Raw genomic sequence first — 25984 nt, 5'->3', positions numbered from 1 at the left:
GTGTCACCCAGGCTAGAGGCCGAACATCTCTACAAGGTGTTCGGAAGACGACCCGACGATGCAGTGGAACGACTCCGGCTGGGCGCCGACCGGGAGGAGTTGCGCGCCGGCGGCACCACCGCCGCCGTCATCGACGCCTCCTTCCAGGTGGAACCGGGCGAGATCTTCGTCGTGATGGGGCTGTCCGGATCCGGTAAGTCCACCCTGCTGCGCATGCTCAACGGCCTGTCGGAGCCCACCGCGGGGCGCGTCAGCTTCGACGGCCAGGACCTGACGTCGCTGCCCGACGGCGCACTGCGCGAGCTGCGCTCGCGCAAGATCAGCATGGTCTTCCAGCACTTCGCGCTGTTCCCGCACCGCAGCGTCCGCGACAACGCCGCCTACGGCCTGAGCGTGCAGGGCGTGCCCCGCGCCGAGCGCGATCGCCGCGCCGACGAGGCGCTCGCCCTGTGCGGCCTGGCCGGCTGGGAGAAGTCCTGGCCCGACGAGCTGTCCGGCGGCATGCAGCAGCGCGTGGGCCTGGCCCGCGCCCTCGCCACGGACGCCGACCTGCTGCTCATGGACGAGTCGTTCAGCGCGCTCGACCCGCTCATCCGCCGTGACATGCAGGACCAGCTGCTGGAGCTGCAGAAGAGCCTGAAGAAGACGATCGTCTTCATCACCCACGACCTCAACGAGGCCATGCGCCTGGGCGACCGGATCGCCGTGATGCGCGACGGCCGGATCGTCCAGGTGGGCACCGCGGAGGACATCCTCGTCCGCCCCGCCGACGACTACGTCGCCTCGTTCACCAAGGACGTCGACCGCGCCCGCGTCCTGACCGCCGCCGCCGTCATGGACACCGACGTCCGGGGCGACGAGGCCGACTGCGACTGCGAGACCGCCACCCCGCACACGCCGTTTACGGAGCTGTGCGCGATCAGCGCCCGTGTGAACCACCCGGTCGCCGTCGTCGACCGCGACCACGTCCTCGTCGGCGTCGTGCCGCGGCACCGCCTCGTCGGATTCCTCGGCGACGAGCAGGGCGAGCCCGCGCCCTGTCGTCCGCGCGGCGGGAAGGTGGCCACCCGTGCCTAGGATCCACTTCGGCGACTGGGTGGAGACCGCGGTCGACTGGCTGCAGTCCCATCTGACCTGGGTCTTCGACATCGTCAACGCCGTGCTCGACGGCATGTACAGCGGTGTGGACACCGTCCTCAGCGGCGGCGAACCGCTGCTGCTGGCCGGCATCCTCGCCGTGATCGCCGCCTGGCTGCGCGGTCTGCTGCCCGGTGTCCTCGCCTTCGTGGGGCTCGCCCTGATCGACTCGCTGGGGCTGTGGGACGACGCCATGGACACGCTGTCCCTGGTGCTCGTGGCCGCGGTCATCACCGTCGTGATCGCCATTCCGCTCGGCGTCTGGGCCGCGCGCAGCAGGCGCGTCAGCGCCCAGCTGCGGCCGGTGCTGGACGTCATGCAGACCATGCCGGCGTTCATCTACCTCATCCCCGGCGTGATGTTCTTCGGCGTCGGCACCACCCCGGGTCTGCTGGCGACGATCATCTTCGCGATGCCGCCGGGCGTCCGCATGACCGAACTCGGCATCCGTCAGGTCGACGGTGAACTCGTCGAGGCCGCCGAGGCGTTCGGCACCACCCCGCGCGACATCCTGCTGCGCGTCCAGCTGCCGCTGGCCCTGCCGACCATCATGGCGGGCGTCAACCAGGTCATCATGCTGGCCCTGTCGATGGTGGTCATCGGCGGCATGGCTGGCGCGGGCGGCCTCGGCGAGCAGGTGTACTCCGCGATCACCCAGCTCAAGGTGGGTCTTGCCGCGGAGAGCGGGGTCGCGGTGGTCATCCTCGCCATGTACCTGGACCGTATGACCGGCGCCCTGGGCGAGCGGGTGTCCCCGCTGGGCCGGCGCGCGGCGGCCAAGGTCTCGGCCCTGGTGGGACGCGCGCGGTTCGCCCACTACCGGCCGGCCGGCGCGGTCGCGGTCGTCGGTGTCGTCGTGCTCGCGCTGGTCGCGGGCGGCCTGAACCTGGTCGGCTCCGGCGACGCCGAGGCCGGTTCGAGCACCGACGTCGGCAAGGGCAAGCGGATCAACATCGGTTACATCCCCTGGGACGAGGGCACCGCCACCACATACCTGTGGAAGGAACTGCTGGAGCAGCGGGGCTACGAGACCGACGTCAAGCAGCTCGACCCCGGCCCGCTCTATTCCGGCGTGGCCCGCGGCGACCTCGACTTCCAGACCGACGCCTGGCTGCCGACGACGCACAAGGCGTACTGGGACAAGTACGGTTCGCGGCTGGAGGATCTGGGGTCGTGGTTCGGGCCGACCTCGTTGGAGTTGACGGTTCCTTCGTATGTGAAGGGGATCGATTCGCTGGCCGATCTGAAGGGTCAGGGGAAGAAGTTCGGCGGGAAGATCATCGGTATTGAGGCGAGTGCCGGGATGATGGGGACGCTGAACAGCAAGGTCCTGAAGGCTTATGGGCTGGAGCGTGAGTACAAGGTGGTGTCGTCGAGTACGTCGTCGATGCTGGCGGAGCTGGACCGGTCGATCAAGAAGCGTGAGCCGGTGGTGGTGACGTTGTGGTCGCCGCACTGGGCGTACGGGAAGTACGACCTGAAGAAGCTCCAGGACCCCGAGGGCGCCTGGGGCAAGGGCGAGCAGATCCACACCGTCGCCCGCAAGGGCTTCAGCTCCGACGACCCGGTCGCCGCGCAGTGGCTGAAGGACTTCAAGCTCACCGAGCAGCAGCTGACCGGTCTGGAGAACGACATCCGGGACGCCGGACAGGGCCATGAGCAGGACGGCGTGCGCGCCTGGCTGAAGAAGGACCCCGGCCTGGTCGACCGGCTCGCCCCCGTGCCCGGCGGCGGCGCAAAGAAGCAGGGCAAGGACGCGGGCAAGACCGTCAACATGGGCTACTTCCCCTGGGACGAGGCCATCGCCAGCACCTACCTCTGGCAGAACATCCTGGAGGACCGCGGCTACAAGCCGACCCTCAAACAGCTGGACCCGGGCCCGCTCTACAGTTCCCTCGCCCAGGGGCAGATGGACGTCCAACTGGACTCGTGGCTGCCGACGACGCACAAGGCGTACTGGGACAAGTACGGTTCGCGGCTGGAGGATCTGGGGTCGTGGTATGGGCCGACCTCGTTGGAGTTGACGGTTCCTTCGTATGTGAAGGGGATCGATTCGCTGGCCGATCTGAAGGGTCAGGGGAAGAAGTTCGGCGGGAAGATCATCGGTATTGAGGCGAGTGCCGGGATGATGGGGACGCTGAACAGCAAGGTCCTGAAGGCTTATGGGCTGGAGCGTGAGTACAAGGTGGTGTCGTCGAGTACGTCGTCGATGCTGGCGGAGCTGGACCGGTCGATCAAGAAGCGTGAGCCGGTGGTGGTGACGTTGTGGTCGCCGCACTGGGCGTACGGGAAGTACGACCTGAAGAAGCTCCAGGACCCCGAGGGCGCCTGGGGCAAGGGCGAGCGGATCCACATCGTCGGCAAGAAGACGTTCAGCCAGGACTTCCCGGAGTTGTCCCGCTGGCTGAAGGACTTCAAGCTCACCGAGGAGCAGCTCGCCTCCCTGGAGGTCGCGATACAGAAGGGCGGCGCCGGGCACGAGAAGGCGTCCGCACGGCAGTGGCTGGACGCCCAGCCGGGTCTTGAGGACAAGCTGGCACCCGTGGTCTGAGGCCCGCCCGCGAAGGGAGCGGTGGCCGCGTCGAAGGCGTGGCCACCGCTCCGGCCGTTTTCCCCCTTTATCTGGTTTCTCCGGCTTCTCCGGCTTCTCCGGCTTCTCCGGCTTCTCCGGTTTCTTGGGCCCCTGCGGCGCCGGGCCCGCCGTGGTCGCCGCCCACGGGAAGGATCCGGCCAACCACGGAGCGCCACGGCCCCGCCCGAGCCGCCTGCCGGGCCGTCGACCTCGCATACGGCGGACCGCGCCCCCCGCCCGGTCGTTCGGCCGGCCGCCCGCCGGCCCGGCCCACGCCCCTTTTGACGCCCGCCGCACCCGCCCTGACCAGCGGCTCCGCCGCACGGTGCGGATCCGGGGCGCGGGCCGGGAACACCGGAAGACTCCGGCGCATTGAAGATAAAGGGCGCGATCCCGTGCTGATCTAGGGTCAGCGGTCGCGCCACGACCCCGGGAGCTGGTCGCCATGGGCCCACCGTCCCGCGGTCGGCCGGACCGAGCGGCGGACCGCCCGCGCACTGGCGCGAACCGTGAGGGTCGTGCTTACCCGACGTGACGTGGATGTGACGGCCGCATGAAACGGTTTGCCGAACATGCGTAGGGTGCAGAGAACCCATCAGGGCAACGGGGCCCGGCGTCGGGCCCCGAAGGCGGCGGCACGACGAGCGGAGGAGGGAGCCGGAGCGATGGGCGACCACAAGGAACAACAGCCTGTCCGAGTGGGCGCGGCCGTCCGGCGGCGGCGCCGCGCGCTGGAGCTGACCCTCGCCGTCGTGGCGGAGCGCAGCGGCCTGTCCGTGCCCTTCCTGAGCCAGATCGAGAACGACCGGGCACGCCCCAGCACCGGCTCCCTGGAGAAGGTCGCCGACGCGCTGCGCACCACGGCCGTCGAACTCCTCGCCGCCGCCGACCCGGCGTGCAGCGTCGACGTCGTGCGCGGCGAGGTCGCCGAGACCGACTTCGCCCCCCGAGTGCGCTCGCTGGTGCGCGGCCATCACCAGTTGCACGCCTCCGAGTTCACCGGCGACCACGACGCGGGCCGTGAATTCCAGCACCGTAACGACGAGTTGCTGTACGTCGCCGACGGCGCGGTGGAGATAGAGGCCGAGGGCCGCGCCTACCGCCTGGGCCGCGGCGACACCCTCTACCTCACGGGCGGGGTGCGCCACCGCTGGCGCGCCACGGTCCCCGACACCCGCGTGATCGTCGTCGCGGTGGCCGAACACATCGAGGCCGTCCACGACCGGCCCCGCTGAACAGTGCGCGTGACCTTGGCCGGGGTCCGGCGGGTGACGCGCCTGCTGCCGGCTCCGGCAGCGTCGTGGCCGGTCGCGAGGTTCCCCGTGCCCCTGTCGGGCGTGGGCTTCCCGTGGGGCGTGTGATGCGTGTTGTTTCCCTCGTTCCGTCCCTGACCGAGGCGGTCGCCGAGACCGTTCCCGGCGTCCTGGTCGGTGCCACCGACTGGTGCGTCCGCCCGGCGGACCTCCCCGTCACCCGCGTCGGCGGCACCAAGAACCCGCGGGTGGACCGGATCATCGCCCTCGCCCCCGACCTGGTGATCGCCAACGAGGAGGAGAACCGTGCCCCCGACCTGGACGCGCTGCGCGCCGCGGGCCTCACCGTGCTGGTCACCGAGGTGCGTGACATGCCGCAGGCCTTCGGGGAACTGGCCCGCGTGCTGACCGCGTGCGGCGCCACGACCCGGCCCCGCTGGCTGGACGAGGCCGAGGACACCTGGTCCGCGCTGCCGGTGCCCGCGCCGCGCGTGACGGCGGTCGTGCCGATCTGGCGACGGCCGTGGACGGTGCTCGGCCGGGACACCTTCGCGGGCGACGTGCTGGCCCGCCTCGGCGTGGACAACGTCCATGCCGGGCACGCCGACCGCTATCCGCGTATCCCGCTGGACGAGCTGCGGGCCGCCGCGCCCGACCTCGTCGTGCTGCCCGACGAGCCGTACCGCTTCACGGCCGACGACGGCCCCGAGGCCTTCCCGGATCTGCCCTGCGCCCTGGTCAGCGGACGGCATCTGACGTGGTACGGCCCGTCGCTGGCCGAGGCGCCGCGGGTGCTGTCCGGGGCGCTGCGGGCAGCTCACCGCTGACCAGCCCGCGCACCGTGCCCACGGCGGCGGCCGCCCAGGCGGCGATCAGCACCCCGTACAGGCCGACCGTCAGCCAGTCGTAGGCGGCCAGCCCGGTGTGCCGGGCCAGCGCGGCGGCACCGGTGACACAGGTGCCCACCGGGAAGGTGAACCCCCACCAGGTCATCGTGAACCCCATGCCGCGCCGCCTGGCCCGCGCCACATGGGCCGCGGCGAACGCCAGCCACAGCAGCGCGAAACCCGTCACCGGCACCCCGTACAGGACGGCGAGCACCACGAACCCGCGGTCGTAGGGGGCCGCCACGACCCCCGGCGCGACATCCGCGAAGGCACCCACGGCGGTGGTGGACTGGCCGAGCGGTCCCAGCACCAGGAACAGCGTCGGGGTCAGCGCGAGGGGAAGCGGACCCGAGACGATCAGCCGGGCGAACACGAGGGGCAGCATCAGCAGGGTCGCGAGCAGGCTGAGCCCGAACAGGGCGAAACACGCGAGGAGCAGGGTCTGCCGGGGCTGCCCGGGCGGCAGATGCGGCACGAGCAGCGGGCCGAGCGCGGCCGACACCATGGGCGCGACGAGCGGCAGCAGCCACACCGGGGAGATCTGAGCGGGCTCGATCCGGTGCCGTACCACCATGAGGTACGGCACCGCCACCGCCGCCGCGAGCCCCACGACGGTGCCGGCGACGAACAGCACGGCGTCCAGGGCCACGGCGCCCGCCGCGCCGAGCCAGTCCCGCCCGACGGCCATGGCACCGCCGCCGACCGCGAGCAGCGCCATGGACAGGCAGCCGTAGAAGGGCGCCGTCGCCGGGTCGAGGAGATGGTCGCGGGCCTGGTCGCCGTGGTACGCCCAGTGCAGGGCGCGGGCGGCGAGGAGGGCCACCAGCAGGGCGAGCGACAGGGCCCACACGGCGGTGCAGCCGGTGCGCAGCGGCCCCGTATGCCAGGGGAGCGCGGCGCCGGCCGAGCCGACCGCCGCCGTGCCCATGACGGCGGCGTACCAGTTGGGGCCGAGGTGACGGACGCGCGGGGCGCGGCGGGGGACCAGGGGCTGGGCTGCGATGACCATGGGTCCACCGTCACGCGGGGCGCGGACGATCACCAGGGAGTCCGTCTCTATGACGGCATAAGCTGGTCTTATGAGTGAGACGGAGGAGCGGCGCGGGCCGGGATCGCTGTCCCATCGGGTGCCCGATCTCGGCGCGCTGGAACTGCTGCTGGCGGTGGCGCGCACCGGCAGCCTCGGTGCCGCGGCCCGGGAGCTGGGCGTCACCCAGCCGGCGGCCAGCAGCCGGATCCGCTCCATGGAGCGGCAGCTGGGCGTGGCCCTGGTGGACCGTTCGCCGCGTGGCTCCCGGCTCACCGACGCCGGGGCGCTGGTGACCGACTGGGCGCGGCGGATCGTGGAGGCGGCCGAAGCCTTCGACGTGGGCGCGCAGGCGCTGCGGGACCGGCGCGACTCGCGGCTGCGGGTGGCGGCCAGCATGACCATCGCCGAGTATCTGCTGCCGGGCTGGCTGCTGGCCCTGCGCGCGGGACGCCCGGACACGGCGGTCTCCCTGCTGGCCGGGAACTCGACGGCGGTGGCCCAACGGCTGCTCGCGGACGAGGCGGACCTCGGCTTCGTGGAGGGCCTCACGGTCCCCGCCGGACTGGACTCCGCGGTCATCGCGCACGACCATCTGATCGTCGTCACCGCACCCGCGCACCCCTGGGCCCGCCGCCGCAGCCCGCTGGCCCCGAAGGAGCTGGCCACCACCCCGCTGATCCTGCGCGAACGCGGCTCGGGCACCCGCCAGGTCCTGGACGCCGCCCTGGGCGGGCTCGCCCGCCCGCTGATCGAGCTGTCCTCCACCACAGCGGTCAAGGCGTCCGCGGTCAGCGGCGCCGGGCCCGCGGTCCTGAGCGAGCTGGCGGTACGGGAAGAACTCGGCCTGCGCCGCCTGGTCCGCATCCCCGTACGGGACATGTCCCTCGGCCGTGACCTGCGCGCGGTCTGGCGGACCGGGCACCGGCCGACGGGACCGGCCCGGGAACTGCTGTCGCTGACCCGCGGCTGAGCGGGGCTCAGCCGGCCGCCGCCACCAGCGCCCGCATCACCCGCAGGTCCTCGCCCATCTCCGGATGCCACTGCACCCCCAGCACCCATCTGCCGGGCCCCGGGGGCTCGATCGCCTCGACCGTGCCGTCCGTCGCGTGCGCCGACGCCACGAGCCCGCTGCCGAGCCGGTCCACGGCCTGGTGATGGAAGGTGGGTACGGACGTCTCCTCCGGGACGATGCCGGCGTACCGGGTGCCGGGCACCGGCTTGACCGGGTGCCGGCCGAAGACCCCCGGCACCTCGGCGTGCCCGTCCAGGTGCTGCACCAGCGTGCCGCCGAGCGCGACGTTCAGCAACTGCATGCCCCGGCAGATCCCGAGCAGCGGCACGTCCGCGGCCAACGCGGCGTCGATCAGGGCGAGTTCCCAGGCGTCGCGGGCGCGGGCCGGTGGACCGGTCCGCGGGTCGGTGACGGCGCCGTAGCGGACCGGTTCGACGTCCGGGCCGCCCGCGATCACCAAAGCGTCCAGCCGTGCCACGGTGGCCGCGGCCTGCTCGGGTCCGTCCGGCGGCAGCATCGCGGCCAGCCCGCCGGCCCGCTGCATCAGCCGTGGATAACCGGCCGGCAGCAGCGCCGCCTCCAGCTGCCACACCCCCCAGCGCGCCCCGGACTCCAGATACGTACTGATCCCGATCAACGGCCGACCCGCCATGGCACCCTCCTCCGCTCCCCCCAATGGCTAGCACACACACCTTTACCGCGAACCCACCCCCAGGCAAGCCCCACCCCGACACCGCCGCGGCGGATGCCTGTGTTCGGTGCGTCGGGTGCGTGCGGAGGGGGCTCTGCGGGGTCGCGTTGTCTTTTGGCCCCGTGGGGCCTGGCGCGGGTGGCGGGCGCGGGCGGGTGGGCGTGTGTGGTGGGGCGGGTGCGTGTGGAGGGGGCTCTGCGGGGACGGGTTGTCTTTTTGGCCCCGTGGGCCCGGCGCGGGCGCGGGTGGGCGTGTGTGGTGGGGCCGGTGCGTGCGGAGGGGGCTCTGCGGGGACGCGCCGTCTTTTGGCCCGTGGGGCCCGGTGCGGGTGGCGGGCGGGGGCGTGTTGGTGGGGCCCGTGGGGGATGGGTGTGTGCGGGGCGGGTGCCCAGCGATCAGGGCCTGGCGGTCGTACCCGGGCGGCGGCGTCGCGGGCGTCCGTCCGGGGGGCGTGCCGGGCGGGGCTGTGAGGGCGCCTGTGTTTGGCGTGCTCTCTGTCTCCGGGGCCCGGCTGGCTGCTCGACGCGGTCTCAGGTCAGGAAGCCCCGTAGGAGGGCCGCTGTTCCCGCGCAGTGCTCTCGCATCGTGTTTCGGGCGCCGGTCGCGTCGCCGTCCAGGACCGCCTCGACCAGGGCCGTGTGCTGGCGCTGGGAGTGTTCCAGGTTGCGGACGAGCAGCGGGATGCAGTCCAGCAGGTCGTTGACCGTCGCCCGGACGGCCGCGTACTGCGCGGCCAGCGTCGGCGAGCCGGACAGCTCGGCCAGGGTGAGGTGGAGCAGGGTGTCCAGCCGCCGGTACTCGGCCAGCGGCGCGTCGTGGGTGCGGGCCAGTGCCGCCCGCAGCCGCTCCTCGGATTCGCCGGCCGGTGTGTGCGCCGCGCACAGTTCCGCCGCGCCCACCTCCAGCACCTCCCGGAACCTGAGCACGTCGTCGATGTCGACCGCGGCGACCCGGCGCCGCAGCTCGTCCTCGCCGCCCGCGTTCGTCCGGGGCAGCACGAACGTGCCGCCGTAGCGCCCGCGCCGTGACTCCACGAGCCCCTGGTCCTGGAGCACCTTCAGCACCTCGCGCAGCGTCACCCGGCTGATCCCCAGCCGCTGCGCCAGCTCCCGTTCGGCGGGCAGCCGCTCGCCGCACGGCACCAGGCCCAGCCGCACGATCTGCAGGATCTGCTCCAGTGCCTCCTCGAAGCCGTTGCCCGCCCGCACCGGCCGCAGCACCGGCGCGAGCCGGTCGTCCGGCCTCCCCCGCCGCGTGTCCCGCGCCATCCGGTCGTGCCCCCTTCCCAACCAATGGTTCTCGGCAATACCTTATGGCTCCCGGCCGGCCGAAGAAGCCGAAGGAGGCTCTGCCGTGGCAGACCGCACACCCCCGCTCGGCGTCGAGGAACTGCACGCTCTCGTCGCGAGCGGTGAGATCGACACTGTCGTGCTGGCCTTCCCCGATATGCAAGGGCGGCTCCAGGGCAAGCGGTTCGCCGCCCGCTTCTTCCTCGACGAGGTCCTGCACCACGGCACCGAGGGCTGCAACTACCTGCTCGCCGTGGACACCGAGATGAACACGGTCGACGGCTACGCCATGTCCTCCTGGGACCGCGGCTACGGCGACTTCGCCATGCACCCCGACCTGAGCACCCTGCGCCGCATCCCCTGGCACCCGGGCACCGCCCTGGTCGTCGCCGACCTCGCCTGGGCGGACGGCTCCCCGGTCGCCGCCGCGCCCCGCCACATCCTCCGCCGTCAACTGGAGCGGCTGGCCGGGCTCGGGTACACCGCCCAGGTCGGCACCGAGCTGGAGTTCATCGTCTTCAAGGACACCTACGAGCAGGCCTGGGACGCGGGCTACCGCGGGCTGACCCCGGCCAACCAGTACAACGTCGACTACTCCATCCTCGGCACCGGCCGCATCGAACCGCTGCTGCGCCGCCTGCGCAACGACATGGCCGGCGCCGGCCTCACCGTCGAGTCGGCCAAGGGCGAGTGCAACCCCGGCCAGCACGAGATCGCCTTCCGCTACGACGAGGCCCAGGTCACCTGCGACCAGCACGCCGTGTACAAGACCGGCGCCAAGGAGATCGCCGCCCAGGAAGGCGTGTCGATCACCTTCATGGCCAAGTACAACGAGCGCGAGGGAAACTCCTGCCACATCCATCTCTCGCTCGCCGACGCCGACGGCGCGGGCGCGATGGCCGGGCCCGACGGAATGACCGATGTCATGCGGCACTTCCTCGCCGGACAGCTGGCGGCCCTGCGTGACTTCGCCCTCCTGTACGCCCCCAACATCAACTCCTACAAGCGGTTCCAGCCCGGCTCGTTCGCCCCGACCGCCGTCGCCTGGGGCCACGACAACCGCACCTGCGCCCTGCGCGTGGTCGGCCACGGCCGCTCCCTGCGCTTCGAGAACCGGCTGCCCGGCGGCGACGTCAACCCGCACCTCGCGGTCGCCGCCCTGGTGGCCGCCGGACTGTACGGCATCGAACGGAAACTTGAACTGCCACCGCCCTGTCCGGGCAACGCCTACACGGCCGGCTTCGAGCACGTCCCGACCACCCTGCGGGATGCCGCCGCGCTCTGGACGGCCAGCCCGATCGCCCGAGCCGCCTTCGGCGACGAGGTCGTCGACCACTACCACAACCTGGCCCGCGTCGAACTGGACGCCTTCGACGCCGCCGTCACCGACTGGGAACTGCGCCGCTCCTTCGAACGCATGTGAGGCCCACTGTGTCCGACTCGTGCAACCGGCCCGACTCGTACGACCCCTACGACTCGTACGACGAGCTGTCCACCGAACCCGAACTCCAGGTGCGCAACCCCGCCACCGAAGAGGTCGTCGCCACCGTCCCCGCCGCCACCGCGGCCGACGTCGACGCCGCCGTCGCACGGGCCGCGACGGCACAGCGGCGCTGGTCCGCCCTCGCACCCGCCGACCGGGCCCGGCTGCTGCGCCGCTTCGCCGACACCGTCGACACCCACATCGAGGAACTGGCGCGGCTGGAGGTCCGCGAGGCCGGACATCTGCTCGACACCGCACGCTGGGAGGCCGGCAACGCCCGCGACCTGCTGCTGTACGCGGCCGGCGGCGCCGAACGCCTGCTCGGCCGGCAGATCCCCGTACCCGGCGGCTGGGACGTCACCTTCCAGGAGCCGCTGGGCGTGGTCGGGGTCATCGCGCCCTGGAACTTCCCGATGCCCATCGCCGCCTGGGGCTGCTTCCCCGCCCTCGCCGCGGGCAACGCCGTCGTCCTCAAGCCCGCCGAGACCACCCCGCTCACCGCGCTCCGCCTCGCCGAACTCGCCCTGGCGGCGGGCCTGCCCGAGCACCTGTTCCAGGTGCTGCCAGGACACGGGCACATCGCCGGCCGCGCGCTCGTCGACCACCCGGACGTGGCGAAGATCGTGTTCACCGGCTCCACCCGCACCGGCCGCGAGGTCATGGAGCGGTGCGCCCGCCTGGTCAAGCCGGTCACCCTCGAACTCGGCGGCAAGAGCCCCAACATCGTCTTCGCCGACGCCGACGTCGAGGCCGCCGTCGACCCGTTCTCCTTCCTCGACAACTCCGGCCAGGACTGCTGCGCCCGCACCCGGATCCTGGTGCAGGAGCCGGTCCACGACCAGGTCCGCGAGCTGCTGGCGGACGCGCTGGCAGCCGTCGTGGTGGGCGACCCGGCCGACCCGAAGACCCAGATGGGCCCGCTGATCTCCGCACGGCAACGCGACCGCGTACGGTCCTTCGTGCCCGCGGACGCCCCCGCCCTGCGCGGCACCGCGCCCGAGGGGCCCGGCTACTGGTTCCCGCCGACCGTGCTCACGGGCGAGCGGCCCGACTCGGTGGCGGCCCGCGAGGAGATCTTCGGCCCGGTCGCCGTCCTGCTGCCCTTCACCGACGAGGCCGACGCCATCCGCCTCGCCAACGACACCCCCTACGGACTGGCCGGCTCCCTGTGGACCCGGGACCTCGGCCGCGCCCTGCGCGTCTCCCGGGCCGTCCGCGCCGGCAACCTGTCCGTCAACTCCCACTCCAGCGTCCGCTACTGGACCCCGTTCGGCGGCTTCAAGCAGTCCGGCCTCGGCCGCGAACTGGGCCCGGACGCCCTGACCGCCTTCACCGAAACCAAGAACGTCTTCATCAGCACGGAGGGCCCCGCACAGTGACCGCCGAGACCCCTGAGATCATCTGCCGCCGGCTGGTCGGCCGTACCGCCGTCGTCACCGGAGCGGGCAGCGGCATCGGCCTCGCCACCGCCCGCCGACTGGCCTTCGAGGGCGCCCACGTCGTCTGCGGCGACATCGACGAGACCCGCGGCAAGGCCGCCGCCGACGAGGTCGGCGGGCTGTTCGTGAAGGTCGACGTCACCGACCCCGAGCAGGTCGAGGCGCTGTTCAAGACGGCGTACGACACCTACGGCAGCGTCGACGTCGCCTTCAACAACGCCGGCATCTCCCCGCCCGACGACGACTCCATCCTGGAGACCGGCCTTGAGGCATGGAAGCGCGTCCAGGAGGTCAACCTCACCTCCGTCTACCTGTGCTGCAAGGCCGCCATCCCCTACATGCGCCGCCAGGGCCGGGGATCCATCATCAACACCGCCTCCTTCGTGGCCCGTATGGGCGCGGCCACCTCACAGATCTCCTACACCGCCTCCAAGGGCGGGGTGCTCGCCATGTCCCGCGAACTCGGCGTGCAGTTCGCCCGGGAGGGCATCCGGGTCAACGCGCTGTGCCCGGGCCCCGTCAACACCCCACTGCTGCAAGAGCTGTTCGCCAAGGACCCGGAGCGCGCCGCCCGCCGCCTGGTGCACATCCCGCTCGGCCGGTTCGCGGAGGCCGAGGAGATCGCCGCCGCCGTCGCCTTCCTCGCGAGCGACGACTCCTCCTTCGTCAACGCCAGTGACTTCCTGGTGGACGGCGGAATCTCCGGCGCGTACGTCACACCGCTCTGACCGGACCGCGCCCGCCCGCGGGCCGGACACCGTGTACGCGCATCGGGCGCGCGGCCTACAGTGCCCGGATGAGCATGACGCCGCCGCCCGGCTGGTACCCCGACCCCAACGCGCCGCAGCTGGAGCGCTGGTGGGACGGCAGCGCCTGGACCGAGCACCGCCGCGCGCCCGGAGCGCCCGTCCCGCCGGCGGCCCCGGACCGTGCCTCCCGGCGGGCGAAGGCGGTCGCGCTGGTCACCGCGGGCGCCGTGCTGATCGCGGCGATCGTGACCGGCGCCCTCGTGCTCCGCACGGACCGCGAGGGCGACGGCTCCACCGAGGCGAACACCGCGGCCACGCCCACCACGAGCGACCCGCGGCCCGCTTCGCCGTCACCGTCCGAAACGCCGTCGGCCTCCGGGCCCGCCGGCGACGACCCCGCGACGGTCGTCGACCAGCTCAACGGCATCACGCTGCCGCTGCCCGACGGCTGGGAACGCCCGCAGTACGTCGCCGACGACGACGTCGTCATGACCACCGACGGCACCTACGACTGCCCGGCCGGCGTCGGCCTGTGCCGGCACGGCCTGGTCAGCACCCGCACCGCGAGCGTCACCGGCGGGACCTCGCCCGAAGCGCTCGCCAAGCAGGACATCACCGAGGCCGCGGACGCCGCCTTCGAGGAGAACGCCATCGGGCAGCGGCCCTTCGGCGGCATCACATCCCATCGGCGCGTCGCCTCGGGCCAGATCGCGGTCGCCGGCCGCAGCGGGTACTACGTGCGCTGGCGGGTCACCACGGCCAAGGGGCCCGGCGGCTACGTCCAGTCGCTGGCCTTCCCGTCCAGCGTCGGCACCGAAGCGCCCGTCGTCGTCCGCTTCGTCTTCGACGCGGGCCCCGACGGGCCCCCGCTGTCCGACATGGACGAGATCACCCGCGGCATCCGGGCGGTGGGCGACGCGGACACCGGCGGCGGCGTCGGCAGCAGCCTCGGCCCGTCGAACTGACCCGTCACAGGAACGTATGGCCCTCGCCCCGATAGGTGGGCACGGCCGCCGTCACCCTGTCCCCCTCGACCAGATGCACCGTCTCGAACCGCTCGCACAACTCACCGGCCTTGGCGTGCCGGAACCACACCTTGTCGCCGACGAGCAGGTCGTCGGCGGGCGCACCGAGCAGCGGCGTCTGCACCTCGCCCGGCCCCTCCTGCGGGTCGTAGCGCAGCCCCTGCGGCAGCCAGGGCACCGGCAGCCGGTCCGCGCCGGCCGCACCGGAGGCCGGATAGCCCCCGCCGAGCACCGTGACCACGCCGACGCCCGGCCGGCGCACGACCGGCAGCGCGAACAGCGCGGCCGGTCGTGCGGTGAACGACGTGTAGTTGTCGAACAGGCGCGGCACATACAGTCCGGAACCGGCCGCGACCTCGGTGACGGCGGCCTCGGCCGCCGTGTGCTGCACGCTGCCCGTGCCGCCGCCGTTGACGAACTCCAGGCCGGGCGCCACCGCCCGGACGGCCCGCACCACGGCGGCCCGCCGCTCGGCCAGCTCCCGCCGCGCGGTCGCCTGCATCAGACGGATGGCCCGCGACCGCAGCGGACGACCGGCGACGGAGTCACCCACGCCGGCGATATGGCCCTCGTACGCCATGATCCCGACGAGCGTGAAACCGGGGCGCCGCACCACCGCGCGCGCCAACTCGGCGACCTGGTCGGGGGAGTGCAGCGGCGAACGCAGCGCCCCGACCCGCAGCCGCCCGCCCAGCAGCCGCAGCGACGTGTCCAACTCCAGGCAGACGCGTACGACTTCACCGCCGCCGGCGCGGGAGGCGTCGATGAGGTCCAGCTGGGCCGGGTCGTCGATCATGACGGTGACGGCGGCGGCCAGCTTGGGATGGGCGGTCAGCTCGGCGAAACCCGACCGGTCGGCGGACGGATAGGCGAGCAGGACGTCGGCGAACCCGGAACGCGCGAGCCACAGCGACTCGGCCAGGGTGAAGGACATGATGCCCTGGAAACCGTCCCTCGCCAGGACGCGTTCCAGCAGGGCGCGACAGCGCACGGACTTGCTGGCCACCCGGATCGGCTTCCCGCCGGCCCGGCGTACGAGGTCGTCCGCGTTGGCGTCAAAAGCGTCCAGGTCCACGATCGCGACAGGGGCGTCGAGGTGGGCGGTGGCCCGGTCGTAACGGGCCCGGTCGGCGGCGCGCGCAGTCATGGACGCAGCCTGCCAGACTGGATTACCGCAGGGTAGGGGGACGTTCCGGGCAGATGCCACGGCGTCGCGGACTGGTTCCCGTTCGCCGTGGAACAACCCGTAGAGTGACGCGCACGCACGACGCGACGCCGTCGGCCGCGGCACCGCGCCGGGATGCCGTCGCGTCCGTGCGGGTATGCGTGCCCGGGACGGACCGACGGCGGGCCCGGGTGAGGAGCAGGACGACCCGCGTACCGAGGAGACGGCCCGGGGACGAGGAAACGGGGGGTGCATGAGCACGGAAGCGCGCCACGCCCCGATCCCCCCGCGCCCCGCCCCCACGGACACCCCCGAGATCCCCCCGGCCCCCTCGAAGCCCACCGGGACCGGCGAGAACCCCGAGACCCGCGAGAGAGCCCCGGAAACCGGAAACAAGCAGAGCCCCGAACAAACCGACAACCCGGGAAACCCCGCGAACACGGGCACCGACCGGAACACGGCCATCGGGGGTGACCAGGGAAACGCGGCCGACGGCACCGACACGGGCGCCGGCACGAATGCGGGCGGCGGCGCCTTCGCGGGTGGCGGTGGCTTCGCGGGCGTCGGCGGGGATGTGGGCGACCGCGCGAGGACGGGCGCCGGCGGCAATACGGGCGCCCGCGCGAATGCGGGTGTCGGTGGGGCCACGGGCGTCGGTGGCGTGAATGCGGGTGTCGGCGCCCCCGGGCGTGGTGGCGGGGATGTGGGTGACCGTGCGAGGACGGGCGTCGGCGGCATCACGGGCGCCCGCGCGAATGCGGGTGTCGGTGGGGCCACGGGCGTCGGTGGCGTGAATGCGGGTGGTGCCCGCGCTGGTCTCCATGGGAACGGGGGTGGCGGCGGGAACGGTGGCGGTGCCTCCGTGGGCGGTCGCGTGCGTGCGGGCGGTGGTACGGGTGGGGTGAGCCCCGGTGAGACCACGCCTGCGCCGGACCCCGCCTCGGCTGCTACCGGGCCCTCGGTCACGTCGTCCGGGGTTGCCGGTCCGATGTCCTCGCCTCCGCCGCCGCCCGCCTCCGCCCGCTTTCCGGACGCGCCGCCGACCGCGGGGTCCGGTCCGAGGCGCGACGGTACCTCCGGCAAGTCTTCGGCCGACGGGAGCGCTTTCTTCGCGCGGCGGTCCGGCGTACCGCCGCGGCCCGGGCATCGGCCCCTCGTGCCACCTCTGCCGGCCAGCCCTCCCGGCGAGGCACCCTCGGAGACGGCATCCCGGCTACGGCCGGTGCCGCCCGCGCGCGAACCCGGCCCGGACGGCGGCCCGGACCCCCTGCCGCCGCCCTCCGCTGCGCGGCACTCCACACCCGCCGCCGCGCCGTCGCGGCCCGCCGCTCGGCCCGATGCCGCCGCGGTGCAGTCCTCGCGGGCCTCTGGGTCCGATTCCGCCGCTGTGTCGCCCTCGCGCGCTCCTGGGTCCGGCTCTGCTGGTGTGCCGCGTTCGTCTTCGGCAGGTTGCGTGCCGTCGAGGCCTGGTGCTCGGTCGGATTCCGCCGCTGTGCCGCCCTCGCGGACCGCTCGGTCGGACTCCGCCGGCGTGCGGCCGGGGCCCGCTCGGTCGGATGCCGGGGACGGGGTCCGGGCCGGCTTCGGCGCCGTGCCGTCGCGGGCCGACTCCGCCGCCGTCGCGGATGGGGCGCAGGGCGGGGTCTGGCGGCCCGGTGACTTTCCGGGGCCGCTCCCGGGGCGGGCGGAATCCGCCGTGGCCCCCGACCCGGCGCTGTCGTGGAGCGCGTACGGGCCGCCCGGCGGCGAGCGGCCCGTCGTGTCGTTCGGACAGCCCGAGGGGCACGACGACCGGGCGCGGCCCCGGCCGCTGGGCGCGCGGCTGCGCCCCCGCACCGCCGCTGCCGCCGCCTGCCTGGTCCTCGGAATCGGGCTCATCGGCGGTGCCGTGACCGGGAGTTGGCTCACCGGAGACGCCGGCGCCGCGGGCGGCACGAGCGGGTTCGCCGCGGCCGGCGACCTGTGGCACAGCGTGCCGGTGGACGAACTGTTCCCGCCCACCGTCGTGGGCAAGGGCGCCGGACCCGGCGGAGCCGACCGGACCTGGACCCGGATCGCCGTCGCCCCGGACAGCGGCTGCGCGAACGCCTTCGACCCGCTGCTGCGCAAGCTCCTCGCCCCGCTCGGCTGCGAACGGCTGCTGCGGGCCACGTACACGGACGCCACCCAGAGCCATCTCACCACCGTCGGTCTGCTGTTCACCAAGGCCGACGCCGCGGCCATGTCCGCACTCGCCGTCCGCTTCAAGGACGAACGCCTGGACCGCCGCACCGATCTGCTGCCCCGCCCGTACGCCGCGAAGGACACCCTCGCCGCGGGCTTCGGCGACGAGCAGCGCGCCGCCTGGACCGTCTCGGTGCTCACCGACGCCCCCGTCGTCGCCTACGCCGTCTCCGGCTGGGCCGACGGCCGTACCGTCGACGCGCCCCAGCCCGCCGCGGACGCCCAGCAGTCCGGCGCCACCACCGCCCCCGCACAGGCGGGCCTCGGCCAGGAGGCCAAGGGCCTCGCCGACCGCATCGAACGGCGCCTGCGCCAGACCGTCAGCCCGGCCACGGAGAAGCCCTCATGAGGCGACCGAAGGGCGGCCACCGCCCGAGCACGACCGGCACCGCACTGAGCCTCCTGCTCGCCGGCTCACTCGCCCTCCTGCCGTCCACCGTCGCGCACGCCGACGGCATACGCGCCCAGCAGTGGGCCCTGTCCGCCCTGCACGCCGAGGAGGCCTGGCGCACCACCAAGGGCAAGGGCGTCACCGTCGCCGTCCTGGACACCGGAGTCGACGCCGAGCACCCCGACCTCGTCGGCAACGTCCTGCCCACCAAGGACTTCGTCGGCCTCGGCGCCAAGGCGGGCGACACCGCCTGGGCCAAGCACGGCACGGCCATGGCCGGCATCATCGCGGCGCACGGCCACGGACCGGGCAACGCCGACGGCGTCATGGGCATCGCCCCCGAGGCGAACATCCTGCCCGTCCGGGTGATCCTTGAGGACGACGACTCGGCCCGCGCCAAGGCCCGCTCCACCCGCGGCAACGCCCTCGCGGAGGGCATCCGCTGGGCCGCCGACCACGGCGCCGACGTCATCAACCTCTCGCTCGGCGACGACTCGGACTCCGCGCACCCGGAGCCGAGCGAGGACGAGGCCGTGCAGTACGCCCTGAAGAAGGGCGTGGTCGTCGTCGCCTCCGCCGGCAACGGCGGCGACAAGGGCGACCACATCTCCTACCCGGCCGCCTACCCGGGCGTGATCGCCGCGACCGCCGTCGACCGCTACGGCACCCGCGCCGCCTTCTCCACCCGCCGCTGGTACGCCACGGTCAGCGCGCCCGGCGTCGACGTCGTCATCGCCGACCCGGACCGCAGGTACTACGAGGGCTGGGGGACCAGCGCCGCCTCCGCCTTCGTCTCGGGCGCCGTCGCGCTCGTCAAGGCGGCCCACCCGGGCCTGACCCCGGCCCAGATCAAGCGGCTCCTGGAGGAGACCGCACGGGACGCGCCGAGCGGCGGCCGGGACGACTCGCGCGGCTTCGGCTTCATCGACCCCGCCGCCGCGATCGGCGCGGCCGGCCGGCTCAAGCCGCAGGGGCTGCGTTCGGCGGCCTACGGCGAGAAGTACTTCGGGCCGGGCCCGGACGCCGCCGAACGGGCCGGAGACCCCGCGGACTGGGCGGGCCCCCTCGCGGGCAGCGTCGGCGGGGTGCTCCTGGTGGCCGCGGTGGTCCTGTGGCGCGGCAGACGCACCACGGAGCGCTGACCAGAACTCCACCGCCCGCCCGACCACCGCGACCGGCAGCGGCCGCCGTCCCGGGTCACTGCGTCGGTGCCGTCGGTGAGGCCGTTGTCGCCGGGGAGGCTGTGGGCGTCGTCTCAGGGGCCGGCTGTGCGGTGAACGCCGACAGTGCGGCCCGGACCGTCGTCTCGACCAGGTCGATGCCGCGTGCCTTGGACGCGGTGCCCTTCGAGAGGACGGCCACCAGGTACGCGGTGCCGTCCACCGTGATGCGCCCGATGCTGTTCACGTCCCACAGCCCGGTCGTGCTGCGCGCCAGCCAGCCGTTCTTCAGGGCGTACCCGGAGCCGTCGGCCGCCGCCGAGACCCCCCACCGCTGATCGGTCTCGACGGACTCCATCAGCCCCTGGAGATAGTGGCGCGATGCCTCGCTCAGCTCCGAGTCGTCGCCGAACACCTGGTGCAGCAGGGTGAGTTGATCGGCCGCCGTGGTCTGGGTCAGCCCCCACAGCGGGCCGTCGCCGCCGGTCGTGTCCGTGAGCCCGAAGCGCTCGTTCGCCGCGTCGAGCCCGTCCGCGCCGCCGATGCCCTGCCACAGGGCCGTCGCCGAGTCGTTGTCGCTGTTCTCGATCATCTTCGTGGCGTACGCCCGCTCCGCGGCGGTCAGGTGCCGTCCCGCGTCCTGGGCCTGGAGCAGCAGCGCCGCCAGGATGTCGACCTTCACGATGCTGGCCGTGTCGAAGGCCGCGTCGCCGTGGACGGCCCGCTCGCCCGAGTCCAGGTCGAGCACCGCCGCCGACACCCGCGCGCCCGACGGGACGGTCACCGCCGTCACCGCCGTGCGCAGCAGCGCGCCCCGGTCCACCGTCGGCTCCGTCACCGGCCGCACCGATTCCTCCTCGCCCGCCGGGGCCGGGGAGGAGGCCGACGGCGACGCCGCCGAGGATACGTCCCCGCCGCCGGAGTGCGCCCGCGCCTTCACGTACACCGTCCCGCCGGCCATCACGCCCACGACGGCGAGCGCCGCGAGCGCGGCGCGCGCCCGCGGACGGCGCCCACGGGGACGGGACCGGCGGCGCCGGCGGGTTCGGGGGGACTCCATGCCGGTGATGCTCGGGGCGCCGGCTGTGCGGGCCGTGAGAAGCGGGTGAGAGGCCCGTCAGCGGCATCTGAGAGTCCGGTGAAATCGTGACCGAGGGGTTCCGGGCCCCGGGGAGGCCCGCCGCAGTCCCCCCGATAGGGTCGTGGACCGTGGCGAAGAAGAACATTCCCGACCCCGGCTTCTCCGACGACGACGGGTCCGCCGACCCCCGGCTGAGCGCCGCGCTCGCCGCCTGGGCCGAGGACCGCACCGCCGTGGGTCCGGTCCTGGCGGCGCTCAAGGGAGCCCGGCTGCTCGTCCCGGTGGTGGCCGTCCTCGGCGAGGTGGAGGAGGACGAGCGGGGGCTGCGCCGCGAGAAGACCAGCGACATGGCCGTGCCGACCCTGCGGGCCGGATCCCGTACCGCCCTGCCCGCCTTCACCTCCACCGAGTCGCTGGCCCGCTGGGACCCGGCCGCCCGCCCCGTCGCCGTACCCCTGCACCAGGCGTTGCAGGCCGCCGCGCACGAGAAGGCCGACACGGTCGTCCTGGACATGTCAGGGCCGGTGCCCTTCGAACTGACGGGACCCGCACTGCTCGCGCTGGCCGAGGGGCGTACGACGACCGACCCGCTGGCCGACCCCGCCGTGCTGGAGGCGGTGCGGACCGCGGTGGCCGCCGAGCCCGCCGTGCTGCGCGCACACCTCGGTCCCGGCCGGGCCGACGGCACTCTCGCGCTCGTCCTCGACCCGGCGGCGCAGCCCGCCGAGGCCGCCCGCGCCGTCGCGGGCCGGCTCGCCGCCGACGAGACACTGCGGGCCCGCCTGGTGCACGGCCTCGACCTGGCGCTGCTGCCGGCCGGGACCACGCCCCCGGGCGAGCCCTTGTACGTACGCGACTGACCCGGCCGGGGCTAGCCGTACACGGGTCCTGTGTACTTCTCGCCGGGGCCCTGGCCGGGCTCGTCCGGGACGATCGACGCCTCGCGGAACGCCAGTTGGAGCGACTTCAGGCCGTCGCGCAGCGGGGCCGCGTGGAAGGAGCTGATCTCGGTCGCGCTTGCGTCCAGCAGACCGGCGAGGGCCGTCACCAGCTTGCGGGCCTCGTCCAGGTCCTTGTACTTGTCGCCCGCCCCTTCATGGGGGGCCAGCCCGAGCTTCACGGCGGCGGCGCTCATCAGGTTGACGGCGACCGTCACGATCACCTCGACCGCGGGGACCTCGGCGATGTCGCGCGCCATCTCGTCGAAGTCGGGCTGCTCGGCGGGGCCGGAGGGGGAGGTCTCACTCATGCGGGACACGATAGGCGCCGCACCGCACGAGGCCCCAGTCGGCCTCGGTTCGCCGTCCCGCCCCCGAGCTGTTAGCCTTTACGTACGACCGGCCGGACACGACTGTGTCCGGCCCAGAAGTGGAGGCTCCGATCTCCCACCTGACCGCCTTCCGGGGCGGCGGGTCTCCGGTCAGGCGGCCATCATCGTCCCTGCGGACGCTGGAGTCGCCCGAAAGCGCGCCCCGCGGTCACCGCGGCGGTGCTCCGGTAGTGCGAGGAGCCCCGCCTGTGATCGTCCGGGGCATTTTTTCTGCTTCGGCGCGGTTAGGTCTCAGGAGAAAACAGACGTTACGCGGCTGTCCGCCAGACTGTCGCGTGGTGCTACCGAGGAGGATCCATCAGCGCCGAGCCCCGCATCAACGACCGGATTCGCGTTCCCGAGGTGCGACTTGTCGGTCCCAGTGGCGAGCAGGTCGGCATCGTGCCGCTCGCGAAGGCACTGGAGCTTGCGCAGGAGTACGACCTGGACCTGGTCGAGGTCGCGGCGAACGCCCGTCCGCCCGTGTGCAAGCTCATGGACTACGGGAAGTTCAAGTACGAGTCGGCCATGAAGGCCCGTGAGGCGCGCAAGAACCAGGCGCACACGGTCATCAAGGAGATGAAGCTCCGGCCGAAGATCGACCCGCACGACTACGACACCAAGAAGGGTCACGTCGTCCGGTTCCTCAAGCAGGGCGACAAGGTCAAGATCACGATCATGTTCCGTGGCCGCGAGCAGTCCCGCCCCGAGCTGGGCTACAGGCTGCTGCAGCGGCTCGCGGAGGACGTCCAGGACCTCGGCTTCGTCGAGTCCAACCCGAAGCAGGACGGCCGCAACATGATCATGGTCCTCGGTCCGCACAAGAAGAAGACCGAGGCGATGGCCGAGGCCCGTCAGGCGCAGGAGGCCCGCAAGGCGTCCGCGAAGGCCCACCCGGGCCGCTCGCAGAACGCCGCGGACCCCGACAGCGCCGTGGACGCCGAGGCCCCTGCAGAGGCTTCCGCCGAGGTGTGACCCCGGGGGACGCAAGTCCCCAGGACGTAACCGAAACAAGAGCGACGCTCCATCGTGCCCGGTTCACGCGACCGGGCACCGGAGCGCCACCGACGAGGAGAAACGGCGCTATGCCGAAGAACAAGACGCACAGCGGTGCCAGCAAGCGCTTCAAGATCACCGGCTCGGGCAAGGTGCTCCGTGAGCGCTCCGGCAAGCGCCACCTGCTTGAGCACAAGTCGTCCCGTGTGACGCGTCGCCTCACCGGCAACGCCGAGATGGCCCCGGGCGACGCCAAGAAGATCAAGAAGCTTCTCGGCAAGTGACGCGCGGGCGCTCGCAGCCGAGCGCCCCGCGCCAGGACCGGGACCCAGCCGTTTCCGGGCCGTGTGAGCACCACCACGGCCCCGCTACAAGGAGTTAACAAGTGGCACGCGTCAAGCGGGCAGTCAACGCCCACAAGAAGCGCCGGGCGATCCTCGAACAGGCCTCCGGCTACCGCGGTCAGCGGTCGCGCCTGTACCGCAAGGCCAAGGAGCAGGTCACCCACTCGCTGGTCTACAACTACAACGACCGCAAGAAGCGCAAGGGTGACTTCCGTCAGCTGTGGATCCAGCGGATCAACGCCGCCGCCCGCGCCAACGGCATCACCTACAACCGCTTCATCCAGGGCCTGAAGGCCGCGAACGTCGAGGTCGACCGCAAGATCCTGGCGGAGCTGGCGGTCAACGACGCGAACGCGTTCGCCGCCCTCGTCGAGGTCGCGCAGAAGGCGCTGCCTTCGGACGTGAACGCGCCCAAGGCCGCCTGACGCTGCGCCGGCCTCAGCCGCGTACGGTGACTTAAGGACCCGCAGGCTTTATGGCTTGCGGGTCCTGTTGTTGGGGTCCTTGGCCGTCGTCCGGGTGCGGGTCGGTGGGGGCTGGGCGCGCAGTTCCCCGCGCCCCTCTGCGGAACACCGCTTGTTGACACACTGCTGAAGGTGAAGAAGAGGATGCCCTCCGCTGGTCCCGAGTTGATCTCTTCCCGGTCCGGCCGTGTCTCGGCTGCCCGGCGGCTGGCCCGGCGGAACTTCCGGGGTAAGGAGCGGCTGTTCCTCGCCGAGGGGCCGCAGGCCGTGCGGGAGGCCGCCCGGCACCGGGTCGGCGCCGCCCCCACCCTCGTAGAGCTGTTCGTCACCGTCGAGGCCGCCGAGCGGTACGCCGACATCGTGGGCGCGGCCCGCGCCGCGGACGCCCGGGTGCACCTCGCCGCCGACGAGGTCATCGCCGACATCTCCACCACCGTCACCCCGCAGGGCCTGGTCGGTGTCTGCCGCTTCCTCGACACCCCCTTCGAGGAGATCCTGGCCTCCCGGCCCCGGCTCGTCGCCGTCCTCGCGCACGTGCGCGACCCCGGCAACGCCGGCACCGTGCTGCGCTGCGCCGACGCCGCCGGCGCCGAGGCCGTCGTGCTCACCGACGCCTCCGTCGACGTCTACAACCCCAAGGCCGTGCGGGCCTCCGTCGGCTCCCTGTTCCACCTGCCCGTCTGCGTCGGCGTCCCCGTGGAGCGGGCCGTCGCCGGGCTCAGGGCCGCCGGGGTGCGCGTACTCGCCGCCGACGGGGCCGGCCCCGACGACCTCGACGACGAACTCGACAAGGGCACCATGGGCGGCCCCACGGCCTGGGTGTTCGGCAACGAGGCATGGGGGCTGCCCGAGGAGACCCGGGCGCTCGCCGACGCCGTCGTACGCGTCCCGATCCACGGAAGGGCCGAGAGTCTGAACCTCGCGACCGCCGCGGCCGTATGTCTGTATGCGTCGGCCCGTGCACAGCGCGCCTGCGGAGGGTGCCGCTCCGTCACCGAGAGCTAGTAGGGTGGCCCCGCCTGGGGCTTTCCCCAAGCTCACGGCTTCGCTGGAGCAGCGAGGTGCCCCACGTCGACTGAGAGGTGGAGTGCGGGGATGAGCGTCGGCACGAGCAGTGCGCCGGGAGGGCGGGACGTACGGCGGCCACCCGCGCCCCGGCACGGTGGTCTCGCCGGACTCGGCATCGACCCCGACGAACTGCCCGACGGCCTCGTGATCGCCGACGAACGCGGCCTCGTCGTCTGCTTCAACGCGGCGGCGGCCCGGATCACCGCCGTACGCCCCGAGGACGCCCTCGGCCGCCGGCTGGAGAAGGTCCTGCCGTTAGAAGACCTGGAGGGGCGCCGCTGGTGGCAGCTCACCGACCCCTACGGTGGCCTCTCCATCCGGGTGCGCCAGCCCGAGCGCAATCTGCTGCTGCCCGGCGGCCGGGAGGTCCTGGTCTCCGCGCGGTACGTGCGCGGCGAGCCCACCGGTCCCATCCGCCGTGTCGTCGTCTCGCTGCGCGACACCGAGGCGAGGCGGCGCACGGAACGCAGCCACGCCGAACTGATCGCCACCGTCGCCCACGAGCTGCGCTCCCCGCTCACCTCCGTGAAGGGCTTCACCGCCACGCTGCTCGCCAAGTGGGAGCGGTTCACCGACGACCAGAAGCGGCTGATGCTGGAGACCGTCGACGCGGACGCCAACCGCGTCACCCGGCTGATCGCCGAACTGCTCGACATCTCCCGCATCGACTCCGGACGGCTGGAGGTGCGCCGCCAGCCCGTCGACATGGGGACGGCCGTGGGACGTCACATCCAGGCGTACGTCGCCGCCGGACAGCCCGCCGACCGGTTCCTGCTGCGCATCGAGCAGCCGCTGCCCGCCCTGTGGGCCGACCCCGACAAGGTCGACCAGGTGCTCAGCAACCTCATCGAAAATGCCGTGCGGCACGGCGAGGGAACCGTCACCATTGACGTCACGCCCGCCGCGTCCCCACGCGAAGGAGAGGACGCGGCCACGTCGGTCACGGTGAGCGACGAGGGCAGTGGCATCCCGGAGGAGTCCATGAACCGCGTCTTCACCCGCTTCTGGCGGGGCAGCAAGCGCGGCGGCACCGGCCTCGGGCTCTATATCGTCAAGGGCATCGTCGAGGCCCACGGCGGCACCATCACGGTCGGCCGGGCCCCCGGCGGCGGCGCCGAGTTCCGATTTACCCTGCCCGTGGGCACCCCGGCACACCTGCTCTGAGCACGCGCCGAGGACCCACGGGCGCATTCGCTTTCCCCGACCCCGTTAGACT

At 73.1% G+C, this 25984-nt stretch carries 23 protein-coding genes; 17 read left to right on the top strand and 6 right to left on the bottom strand.

From position 1 onward, the window contains the following. The 4 genes from ACFYTE_RS09675 (at window position 1) to ACFYTE_RS09660 (ending at window position 5789) form a co-directional block, all read left to right on the top strand. On the top strand, window positions 1-1077 hold the full coding sequence (locus ACFYTE_RS09675) for a glycine betaine/L-proline ABC transporter ATP-binding protein (RefSeq protein WP_388707203.1): 1077 nt from the start codon (window positions 1-3) through the stop codon (window positions 1075-1077). Next, on the top strand, window positions 1070-3688 hold the full coding sequence (locus ACFYTE_RS09670) for an ABC transporter permease/substrate binding protein (protein WP_388707201.1): 2619 nt from the start codon (window positions 1070-1072) through the stop codon (window positions 3686-3688). The genes ACFYTE_RS09675 and ACFYTE_RS09670 overlap by 8 nt, the downstream gene beginning before the upstream one ends. Window positions 3689-4374: 686 nt before the next feature. Next, window positions 4375-4944, top strand: a complete 570-nt coding sequence (locus ACFYTE_RS09665; protein ID WP_388707198.1) for a helix-turn-helix domain-containing protein — start codon at window positions 4375-4377, stop codon at window positions 4942-4944. A gap of 125 nt (window positions 4945-5069) precedes the next feature. Beyond that, window positions 5070-5789, top strand: coding sequence for a helical backbone metal receptor (locus ACFYTE_RS09660; RefSeq protein ID WP_388707196.1), 720 nt, complete (start codon window positions 5070-5072; stop codon window positions 5787-5789). Here ACFYTE_RS09660 and ACFYTE_RS09655 read toward each other — a convergent pair. Then, on the bottom strand, window positions 5701-6858 hold the full coding sequence (locus ACFYTE_RS09655) for a TDT family transporter (RefSeq protein WP_388707194.1): 1158 nt from the start codon (window positions 6856-6858) through the stop codon (window positions 5701-5703). The genes ACFYTE_RS09660 and ACFYTE_RS09655 overlap by 89 nt on opposite strands. Window positions 6859-6928: 70 nt before the next feature. On the opposite strand from ACFYTE_RS09655, the gene ACFYTE_RS09650 reads away from it, so the two are divergent. After that, window positions 6929-7849 (top strand): LysR family transcriptional regulator, encoded by a 921-nt coding sequence (locus ACFYTE_RS09650; protein WP_388707191.1) that lies wholly within the window; start codon window positions 6929-6931, stop codon window positions 7847-7849. Window positions 7850-7856: 7 nt separating this feature from the next. On the opposite strand, the gene ACFYTE_RS09645 is transcribed toward ACFYTE_RS09650, so the two are convergent. Continuing rightward, entirely contained in the window at window positions 7857-8543 is a 687-nt protein-coding gene (locus ACFYTE_RS09645; protein ID WP_388707189.1) for a gamma-glutamyl-gamma-aminobutyrate hydrolase family protein, read from the bottom strand. Window positions 8544-9112: 569 nt separating this feature from the next. Then, window positions 9113-9850, bottom strand: coding sequence for a FadR/GntR family transcriptional regulator (locus ACFYTE_RS09640; RefSeq protein WP_388707187.1), 738 nt, complete (start codon window positions 9848-9850; stop codon window positions 9113-9115). Window positions 9851-9935: 85 nt separating this feature from the next. Here ACFYTE_RS09640 and ACFYTE_RS09635 point away from each other — a divergent pair, with 85 nt between their 5' ends. The 4 genes from ACFYTE_RS09635 (at window position 9936) to ACFYTE_RS09620 (ending at window position 14507) form a co-directional block, all read left to right on the top strand. Beyond that, on the top strand, window positions 9936-11294 hold the full coding sequence (locus ACFYTE_RS09635) for a glutamine synthetase family protein (RefSeq protein ID WP_388707185.1): 1359 nt from the start codon (window positions 9936-9938) through the stop codon (window positions 11292-11294). Between the two features lie 65 nt (window positions 11295-11359). After that, on the top strand, window positions 11360-12733 hold the full coding sequence (locus ACFYTE_RS09630; protein ID WP_388707603.1) for an aldehyde dehydrogenase family protein: 1374 nt from the start codon (window positions 11360-11362) through the stop codon (window positions 12731-12733). Next, complete coding sequence (locus tag ACFYTE_RS09625; RefSeq protein WP_388707183.1) at window positions 12730-13521, top strand: 3-oxoacyl-ACP reductase; 792 nt, start codon at window positions 12730-12732, stop codon at window positions 13519-13521. The genes ACFYTE_RS09630 and ACFYTE_RS09625 overlap by 4 nt, the downstream gene beginning before the upstream one ends. Before the next feature lie 74 nt (window positions 13522-13595). Then, window positions 13596-14507, top strand: a complete 912-nt coding sequence (locus ACFYTE_RS09620; protein WP_388707600.1) for a DUF2510 domain-containing protein — start codon at window positions 13596-13598, stop codon at window positions 14505-14507. 4 nt (window positions 14508-14511) lie between these two features. Here ACFYTE_RS09620 and ACFYTE_RS09615 read toward each other — a convergent pair whose 3' ends face one another. Then, window positions 14512-15714: an amino acid deaminase/aldolase gene (locus tag ACFYTE_RS09615; RefSeq protein WP_388707181.1), complete on the bottom strand. Its 1203-nt coding sequence runs from the start codon at window positions 15712-15714 to the stop codon at window positions 14512-14514. Between the two features lie 1777 nt (window positions 15715-17491). Here ACFYTE_RS09615 and ACFYTE_RS09610 point away from each other — a divergent pair. Both ACFYTE_RS09610 and mycP read left to right on the top strand, forming a co-directional pair. Further along, entirely contained in the window at window positions 17492-18304 is an 813-nt protein-coding gene (locus tag ACFYTE_RS09610; protein ID WP_388707597.1) for a hypothetical protein, read from the top strand. After that, a complete protein-coding gene (gene mycP, locus ACFYTE_RS09605; protein ID WP_388707179.1) occupies window positions 18301-19488 on the top strand; it encodes a type VII secretion-associated serine protease mycosin in 1188 nt (395 codons plus the stop codon). The genes ACFYTE_RS09610 and mycP overlap by 4 nt, the downstream gene beginning before the upstream one ends. Before the next feature lie 55 nt (window positions 19489-19543). On the opposite strand, the gene ACFYTE_RS09600 is transcribed toward mycP, so the two are convergent. Beyond that, entirely contained in the window at window positions 19544-20566 is a 1023-nt protein-coding gene (locus tag ACFYTE_RS09600) for a serine hydrolase (RefSeq protein WP_388707176.1), read from the bottom strand. A 149-nt stretch (window positions 20567-20715) separates the two neighbouring features. Here ACFYTE_RS09600 and ACFYTE_RS09595 point away from each other — a divergent pair, with 149 nt between their 5' ends. Further along, window positions 20716-21447 carry an SseB family protein gene (locus ACFYTE_RS09595; RefSeq protein WP_388707173.1) on the top strand — a complete coding sequence of 244 codons (732 nt, stop codon included), beginning with the start codon at window positions 20716-20718 and terminating at the stop codon, window positions 21445-21447. 11 nt (window positions 21448-21458) lie between these two features. On the opposite strand, the gene ACFYTE_RS09590 is transcribed toward ACFYTE_RS09595, so the two are convergent. Next, on the bottom strand, window positions 21459-21836 hold the full coding sequence (locus tag ACFYTE_RS09590; RefSeq protein ID WP_388707171.1) for a DUF1844 domain-containing protein: 378 nt from the start codon (window positions 21834-21836) through the stop codon (window positions 21459-21461). Between the two features lie 378 nt (window positions 21837-22214). Between ACFYTE_RS09590 and infC the strand changes: the two genes are divergently transcribed. The 5 genes from infC to ACFYTE_RS09565 all read left to right on the top strand — a co-directional run bounded on the left by infC (window position 22215) and on the right by ACFYTE_RS09565 (window position 25932). After that, window positions 22215-22871 carry a translation initiation factor IF-3 gene (infC, locus tag ACFYTE_RS09585; protein ID WP_351730220.1) on the top strand — a complete coding sequence of 219 codons (657 nt, stop codon included), beginning with the start codon at window positions 22215-22217 and terminating at the stop codon, window positions 22869-22871. A 110-nt stretch (window positions 22872-22981) separates the two neighbouring features. After that, window positions 22982-23176: a 50S ribosomal protein L35 gene (rpmI, locus tag ACFYTE_RS09580; RefSeq protein WP_121888283.1), complete on the top strand. Its 195-nt coding sequence runs from the start codon at window positions 22982-22984 to the stop codon at window positions 23174-23176. 101 nt (window positions 23177-23277) lie between these two features. Beyond that, complete coding sequence (gene rplT / locus ACFYTE_RS09575; protein WP_006141703.1) at window positions 23278-23661, top strand: 50S ribosomal protein L20; 384 nt, start codon at window positions 23278-23280, stop codon at window positions 23659-23661. Between the two features lie 183 nt (window positions 23662-23844). After that, window positions 23845-24705, top strand: a complete 861-nt coding sequence (locus ACFYTE_RS09570) for a TrmH family RNA methyltransferase (RefSeq protein ID WP_388707167.1) — start codon at window positions 23845-23847, stop codon at window positions 24703-24705. A gap of 90 nt (window positions 24706-24795) precedes the next feature. Then, window positions 24796-25932: an ATP-binding protein gene (locus ACFYTE_RS09565; protein WP_388707165.1), complete on the top strand. Its 1137-nt coding sequence runs from the start codon at window positions 24796-24798 to the stop codon at window positions 25930-25932. Window positions 25933-25984 lie beyond the last annotated feature (52 nt).

Source organism: Streptomyces sp. NPDC004629 (assembly GCF_042873595.1).
Classification (GTDB): domain Bacteria; phylum Actinomycetota; class Actinomycetes; order Streptomycetales; family Streptomycetaceae; genus Streptomyces.
The sequence above is the reverse complement of the archived record's forward strand: the minus strand, read 5'-3'. Positions and strand labels throughout refer to the sequence as shown.